At 74.7% G+C, this 2,744-nt stretch carries 1 protein-coding gene; it reads left to right on the top strand.

All coding sequences use genetic code 11. The features are described from left to right. Positions 1 to 126: 126 nt before the first annotated feature. On the top strand, positions 127 to 2,718 hold the full coding sequence (locus tag ACWF94_RS38115) for a SpoIIE family protein phosphatase (RefSeq protein ID WP_453499483.1): 2,592 nt from the start codon (positions 127 to 129) through the stop codon (positions 2,716 to 2,718). Positions 2,719 to 2,744: the final 26 nt, after the last annotated feature.

Here is a 2,744-nt window from a genome sequence, read left to right as displayed (position 1 = left end):
CTCCACAGACCGCCCGCCCGCACGCTCCCGCACCACGGGGAGCGGAGGGGGCCTCCGAGTGCCTCCCGCTCCCCGCGACCGCCGCCGAGATGCGCACCGAGGCGGCGGGGGAGCATCCTTGGCTGTGTGACCCGGTACGGCGAGGCCGGGCGTACCCCTGCGGAGTCGGAGTCCTCCGGGGTGACGCCCGGGGATCCCGAGGACGGCGGCCGAGCGCCGGACGAGCTGGCACTGGTGCTCGCCCAGGCGGCCGTGGGCGCGACCGAGGCCGTCGGAGGATACGCGGGCGGGGTGTTTCTGCGCTCCGAGGAGCCCGGACTGCTGCGGCTCGCGGTGCTCGCCGGGCTGCCGTGCCGGCTCTTCAGACCCTGGTGGCGCATGCATGTGAACCGCCCCTTCCCGGTGGCCGAGGCATTCCGCTCGGGGCGGGCGGTGCATCTCGCGGACGCCGAGGACGCCATGCGGCGTTTCCCGCAGCTCATGGCCGGTCTGCCCTTTCCCTTCGGCGCGCTGTACGTACCGGTCACCGGCGGTTCCGAGAAGTTCGGCGTCCTCGTGGTGCTGCGCCGGGCCACCCCCGGAAAGCCGGTCGGGAACAACGACCGCCACCGGATGCACAATGCGGCCCGGCGGCTCGGGGCGGCCCTGAACACGCTCGGCGGGCGGGGCACCCGCGTCGAGTGGGACAGCGAGCCGCTGCCCGTACAACTGCCGGCGGCCGGCGTGACCCCGCTGCGGATCGGCCATTTCTCCTGGGACCTGGACACCGGTGCCGTATCGGCCGACGACGAGCTGTGCGCGATCCTCGGCACCGATCCGACGGGCTTCGCCGGGACCGTGGCGGCCCTGACCGCGCCGCTCTCGCGGGAGGACGTCCTCGGGCTGTGGTCGCTCGCCCGGCAGGCCGTGGAATCGGGGCGTCCGGTCTCGCGCCGGATGCGGCTGTGCGGATCCGGCGGCCGGTCGTTTCTGCTGGAACTCGCCGACGGCGCGGTCCCACCGCCCGGCGGTCGCCCCGCCCGGCTGCTGACCGGCCGTCCGCTGACCGGCCGGCTGCTGGACCTCGGCACCGGGCCCGTCGTCTCCGAGGTGACCGAACGCCTCCCGCGCGGAGTGCTCTCCCTCGACCGGCTCGGCCGGATCACCTATCTCAACCACGTCGCCGAGACCCTGCTCGGCCGCGCGCGGCCCGGACTGACGGGCCGGGTGCTGTGGGACGCGCTCCCCTGGCTGGGCGGGCACGCGCACGAGGACCACTACCGGGCCGCCCTGATGTCCCACATCCCCGTCCACTTCGTGGCCCGCCGGACCGGCCAGGCGGGTCCGCCCGGCCGGCCTGGTCCGCCCGGTCGGGCGGCGGACCAGTGGCTGATGATCTCCCTCTACCCCGGCCACGACGGACTCTCCGTCACCCTCGCCCCCGCCGACGAGCCCCCGCAGGCGTCCGGCCCCACGGCCGGTGCCGTCATCGGCTCGGGCGCCGGACCCGGCACCGGGCTCGGTCCGCCCGTCGACCGGGCCGCCGCCCTGTACCGCCCGGTCGCCCTGGCCATCGCGCTGACGGAAGCCGTCACCGCCCGCCAGGTGTCCGCCGTGGTCACCGAGGAACTGCTGCCCGCGTTCGGCGGCCGGCAGCTCGCCATCTATCTGCTGCACGAACGGCATCTCTTCCTCGCCTGGGAGACCGGATTCCCCCAGGGGTTCCTGGACCGCTTCGACGGTGTGGGACTCGACGCCCGGCTGCCCGGTGTCGAGACGCTCACCTCGGGCCGCCCCCTGTTCTTCGAGTCGATGGGGCATCTGGCCGCCGCCTACCCGGGCATCCTGCTCGACGCCCACGTCGGCGCGCGGGCCTTTCTGCCGCTGATCGCCTCCGGCCGGCCGGTGGGCTCCTGCATCCTCGGCTTCGACCAGCCGCGTGGCTTCGACCCGGAGGAGCGCACGGTGCTCACCGCGCTCGCCGGGCTGATCGCCCAGGCGCTGGAACGGGCCCAGCGATACGACACGGAGGCCGCGCTCGCCCGCGGCCTCCAGGACGCCCTGCTCCCGCACCGGCTGCCGGTCCTGGCGAACGCCGACACAGTCGGGCGCTATCTGCCCGGCACCCAGGGCATGGACGTCGGCGGCGACTGGTACGACGTCGTCGAGACGGGCAGCCGGATCGCCCTGGTCATCGGGGACGTCCAGGGCCACGGTGTCTCCGCCGCGGCCACCATGGGCCAACTGCGCAGCGCGCTGCGGGCGTTCGCGCTGAGCGGGCACGACCCCCAGGAGGTGATGAGCGGTACGAACCGGCTGCTCATCGATCTCGACCCCGGTCAGTTCGCGAGCTGCTGCTATATCGTCCTCGACCCGGCGACGGGCCTCACCCGGGCGGTGCGGGCCGGGCACCCCCAGCCGCTGCTGTACCACCCGGACGGCAGCACCGACATCCTGGCCCTCGCGGGCGGGGTCGTCCTCGGTGTCGACGCCTCGGCCGTCTACCCGGTCACCGAACTGCTCCTGGAACCCGGTGCCGTACTCGCCCTCTACACGGACGGTCTGGTGGAGCGGCCGGGGAGCGATATCGACCTCGGGGTCGAGCGGCTGCGCGGCACCCTCGCCGAGTGCGGCGCCTCGCCCCTGGCCGAGACGGCCGACCGGCTGATCCGCGAGGCGGGAGCGGCGACGGACCGGCCCGACGACATCGCCTTGCTGCTCGCCACACGCTGGTCGTAGCGCCGTCCCCGGGGACCCGGTCACCG

The organism is Streptomyces sp. NPDC055078 (assembly GCF_053607985.1).
Note: the sequence above shows the minus strand (reverse complement) of the source record. Positions and strands in the feature narration are given on the sequence as shown.